The organism is Alcanivorax sp. (genome assembly GCF_051117345.1).
Lineage (GTDB): Bacteria > Pseudomonadota > Gammaproteobacteria > Pseudomonadales > Alcanivoracaceae > Alcanivorax.
The window spans coordinates 1-4,658 of record NZ_JBNPEC010000223.1; the positions used below are offsets into that span (position 1 = coordinate 1).

General features: G+C 57.7%; 6 protein-coding genes. 4 read left to right on the forward strand and 2 right to left on the reverse strand.

Going from position 1 to position 4,658, the window contains the following annotated elements:
- The coding region (locus ACFE0K_RS14300; RefSeq protein WP_434536697.1) for a PLP-dependent transferase at window positions 1–228 on the forward strand (228 nt) is incomplete at its 5' end.
- 103 nt (window positions 229–331) lie between these two features.
- Here the strand turns inward: ACFE0K_RS14300 and ACFE0K_RS14305 are convergent.
- A complete protein-coding gene (locus tag ACFE0K_RS14305) occupies window positions 332–805 on the reverse strand; it encodes an NYN domain-containing protein (RefSeq protein WP_434536698.1) in 474 nt (157 codons plus the stop codon).
- A 377-nt stretch (window positions 806–1,182) separates the two neighbouring features.
- Entirely contained in the window at window positions 1,183–1,614 is a 432-nt protein-coding gene (locus tag ACFE0K_RS14310; protein WP_434536699.1) for a transcriptional repressor, read from the reverse strand.
- A 228-nt stretch (window positions 1,615–1,842) separates the two neighbouring features.
- Between ACFE0K_RS14310 and ACFE0K_RS14315 the strand changes: the two genes are divergently transcribed.
- The 3 genes from ACFE0K_RS14315 to ACFE0K_RS14325 form a co-directional block, all read left to right on the forward strand.
- Window positions 1,843–2,364, forward strand: a complete 522-nt coding sequence (locus ACFE0K_RS14315; protein WP_434536700.1) for a sigma-70 family RNA polymerase sigma factor — start codon at window positions 1,843–1,845, stop codon at window positions 2,362–2,364.
- Complete coding sequence (locus ACFE0K_RS14320) at window positions 2,361–3,320, forward strand: FecR domain-containing protein (RefSeq protein WP_434536701.1); 960 nt, start codon at window positions 2,361–2,363, stop codon at window positions 3,318–3,320. Before ACFE0K_RS14315 ends, ACFE0K_RS14320 begins: the two co-directional genes overlap by 4 nt.
- A gap of 135 nt (window positions 3,321–3,455) precedes the next feature.
- Window positions 3,456–4,658: TonB-dependent siderophore receptor (locus tag ACFE0K_RS14325; protein ID WP_434536702.1), on the forward strand; the 1,203-nt coding region annotated here is incomplete at its 3' end.

Sequence of the window (4,658 nt, forward strand, 5' to 3'; positions counted from 1 at the left end):
GCCGGCGCCCGTTTCATTGAGGCCCTGCAGCTGGTCCGGCGGGTGGTGAATATTGGCGATGCACGCCCTCTGGCCTGCCACCCCGCCTCCACCACGCACCGTCAGCCGGAGGATAAGGAATGGGCCAACGCTGGCGTCAGCCGCGCGAGGGGGCGCCTGTCCATCGGCATCGCGCATGTGGACGATATCTTGGCAGACATCAGCCAGGCGCTGGACGCCGCCCGCTGAAGTGCTTGTCGGAGAGCAGGCCCGGCCCTGCTCTCCGGGCCCTTTCTCTGCACCCCGGCGCCACCGTTCATCCGCCTCCGGCCCCTGGAAAACGCGCCGATTGCTACAACAGAAGGTCTTCACTGATCGGGTGATACACCGAAGTGGCATCAATCAGCGAGCGCGCAGTCAGCGATTCGACCCCATAGACTTCCGTCCGAACACCCGGCTCGATGTTGATGCGTTCCAGCAGTACATCAAAGTCACCATCACCGGATAGCAACACCACGGTATCCACCTCCGGTGCCAGGGTCATCACGTCCACAGCAATACCCACATCCCAGTCGCCCTTGCTGGAACCGTCACTGCGCTGAATATCGGGCTTGAGCTTTACCGTGAAACCGATGTGTTTCAGGGCATCCTGGAATTTCGTCTGGCCGTCATCACCACGGTGGGTGGCATAGGCAATGGCGTGGACAATCTCCCCTTGTTCGGAAAGCTGTTTCCACAGAGCACGATAATTGAACTGCCGACCAAAGGCCTGCCGGCTGGTGTAATAGATATTCTGAACGTCGGCGAAAACCGCGATGCGGGACATAAGATCATTCCGGATTGCCGTAGGGGCTTATTGGATAGAGCATACAGTTTGCGGTTGACGCTTCTTCGGCGAAGGTTCAACTGGGCGCCAACCTTAGCACTTAATGGAGGCCCTCCGCTGAACGCTGAGCATCCAGGTCGTTCCCCATGATTCCTGCTGCCAATCCCTATATCATGCCTCCTTTCACTCTTAGCACTGCCCCCGGAGGAACTGTGAGCGCGGACCTGAGCCAACATACGCCAATGATGCACAGGTGTGTTCGCCCTGTTTTTTAAGGCCTACCTCAGCAGGAACCTGAATAGCTACACCAATAGCTATACATGAGCAGTGGATTTAAACAGACGCCTCTGGCCGCAGACGGATTCCACCCAAAAGATTCAACACTCAGCTTTTCTGCGACGCACCCGTACCACCAGCTCACAACCAACCACCTCGTAACCGTGAGCTTCCGCAATTTCCCGTTGTCGCGCTTCTATCACCGGGTCGCGAAATTCGATCACCGTATCCGTATCCACGCAGACCATATGATCGTGGGGCTCGCCAAATGACAGCTCATATACGCTGCGGTTAACCGCTCCCTGGTCAAACTGGTGCCTGGTCACCAGCCCGACCTGCTCCAGATTGACCAGTACACGGTAAATGGTGGACACCCCGATTCGCTCACCGGCCTTTAGCAGTCGCACATACAATTCCTCTGCGCTTAGATGACGATACTCGTCATTGGCTGCCAGCAGATGTTGCAGTATCCGCACCCGTGGCAAGGTGGCTTTCAGCCCTACCCTGGCTAACAAGTGCTCTCCGCTTTCCATGATGACTCTCCACATTTGCCCGATTTTCAGAATACTTTGTTCTCTACTGGCGCCAGATCCGTGCCATTTTCTCCCTGTTTCTATAGATGACGGATAACTCCGCCAAAAAGTGACAATTTTTCCAAAAAATCCCTCCAATCCTCATAGACAGCCACAGCATTGTAATGATACCCATTCCCATTTAGACTGCCCGTTTATTCTTTCATCATGCACGTTGGGGGCAGCATCATGTCTGGGGCGACACTGGGTTCCCTGTCGATAGAAACGCTGTACAGCGACCACCACGGCTGGCTGCAAAACTGGCTAGGCTGTCGATTGGGCAACGTGATGGATGCGGAAGACTTGGCGCAGGACACCTTTATTCGCGTGATCCGTACGCCACGTGACCCGGGCACCCTGGAGGAGCCACGTCGCTTTCTGGTCACCGTTGCTCGCGGGCTCACCATTGACCTGTTTCGTCGCCGCGCGCTGGAGCGGCAGTACCTGGAGGCCCTGGCCTCGCTGCCTGAGCCGCAGCATCCTTCCGAGGAAGAACGGGCGCTGGTACTGGAAACCCTTATGGAGCTGGATGCGATGCTGGCAGGGCTGGGCGTCCGGGTCCGCCAAGCCTTTATCCTTTCCCAACTGGAGGGGCGCACCTACCAGCAGATTGCCGATGAAATTGGAGTTTCCCTCCGCACCATCAAAAGCGATATGGCCAAGGCAATGGAGCACTGCTGCCTGTACCGGCTGGAGCACGGCCTGCCATGAACACCCACCCCGCCACCAGCCAGGAACTGAAGAACGCCATCCGCGCCGCCGCCCGCTGGTATGCGGTACTACAATCCCCGGACGTCACCCACGGAGACCAGCGGGCCTGGCAACACTGGCTGGCCGAGACTTCTAGCCACCGGCTCGCCTGGCAAGAGGTAGAGCGCGTACAAACCAGCCTGACCCGGGTGCCTGGGCAAGTGGCCGCCCCCGCTCTGCGCGGCGCTGCCCTCACCCGCCGCGAGCTGCTTAACCGACTAGGCATGATCGCCGTGGCTGCCCCTCTGGGTTTGCTTGCCTGGCGACTGGCACCCTGGGAGCAATGGCAAGCCCAATACGCCACTGCCATCGGCGAACAACAACCTCTGATCCTGGCGGATGGCAGCCAACTCGTGCTGAACACCGCTACCAGCGCCGATGTGGACTTCACCCCGAGCCAACGGCGGATCACTCTGCACCGTGGCGAAATCCTGGTTCAGACCGCCCCGGATCCGCAGCACCCGGCCCGTCCCTTTCAGGTCGATACTCCCCAGGGACGGATACAGGCGCTGGGCACCCGTTTCACAGTACGCAGTGAAGGCGATGAAACACATGTTGCCGTGCTGGAAAAAACCGTACGCATCTTCAGCGGCAACCACAGCCGCGATATTCACCATGGCGAACAGCTCCGCTTCACCCGCGACCAATTGGGCCAGACCACCCCGGCCCGGATCAGCGCGGGAAGCTGGGCCAGCGGCAACCTGATGGTCGTCGACATGCCCCTGGCGGAGCTGGTGGTGGAGCTTGGCCGTTATCGTCCAGGGCATCTTGCTTGTAGTACGGCGGTTGCTGATATCAAGGTTTCTGGCACCTTCCCCCTGGCAGATACCGACCGTGCCCTTGCCCTGATCAGCCAGACCTTCCCGGTACGCCTGCGCCGGCTTACCCCTTACTGGGTCAAATTACTGCCGATATAACCTTGATCGGGTCGGGTAATCCGATCCGCAACCATGTCCCTCAAAGGAACAGTCACACTTTTTCTACTTCAGTCTGCACTTTTCCTTTATCAGGTTCGGCCCTTGGTTAACTGCTTTCGAAATCGAGGAACGACAATGTCCAGACCCATGACATTTACTGGCACCAGCAAGGCACTGGGGCTTGCTATTGCCTTGGCCACCGGCAGCGTCCTGCTGCCTATTACTGCCCATGCCGAAGACAGCACCACGAACATAACCCCATCAAGCCAGCGCTATACTATTGCAGCCGGGCCGCTAAGCCGGGTATTAAACCAGTTTGCCAATCAATCAGGCGTGGCTCTCTCCTTCGATGCTGCACAACTGCGCAGCACTCAGTCTGCCGGCCTCAAAGGTAATTTCACCGTTGAGCAGGGGTTTGCACAGCTGCTATCAGGCACGGGGCATTCCGTACGCCAGCAGAGCCAGGGCAACTACGTAATTGAACCCTCTTCGGAAAATACACTCGACCCCATTCAGGTCAATATCGGAAGACTTGGCGTCATTACCGAAAATACCGGCTCCTACACCACCGGGCAGGTGGAAATTGGCAGAAGCGTGGAATCCATCCGCGAGATTCCCAATACCGTCAACGTCGTTACCAGCCAGCAAATCAAAGACCGCAACATCACCACGCTGGATGAAGCCATGCAAACCACCACGGGCGTTACCGTGAAAAGCTATGGCACCGGCACTGCTAATTACATCATGCGGGGCTTTGAAACAGACTCGATCAGCATCGACGGCTACCAGACCGCAGGCACATCAACCGGGACCCACGGACATGGCGCTCCCGATCTGGCCGCGTTTGAACGCATTGAAGTCCTCAAAGGCCCGGCCGGGCTGCTGCAGGGATCGGCCGAACCCGGTGGCTATATCAATCTGGTCCGCAAACGGGCGCTGGCCGAACGCAAAGTTGGTGTTACTGGTTTTGCCCATTCCTGGCCGGGATACCGTCTACAAGTCGATGCCACCGGCGCGCTGACCGACAATGAAAAACTGCGTGCTCGCGCTGTTGTTGCCTATGAAAATTCCGACGGTTACATCGAAGAGGTGACTGAAGAAAAGAAAGTTCTCTACACCACGATGGAATACGACTTCACCGATGCCACTACCGCTTCGTTGGGCCTCTCTACCGAGGACGTGGATTCCGTTCCGGATGTAGGTGTTCCCACCTACGCTGATGGGACCTTTGCCGATATTGATCGGGACCTCTATACCGGCGCACCATTCAACAACAAGAACAGCAAACTCAGCCGGGTATTCCTGGAGCTGGAGCACCTGTTTGATAATGGCGCCATG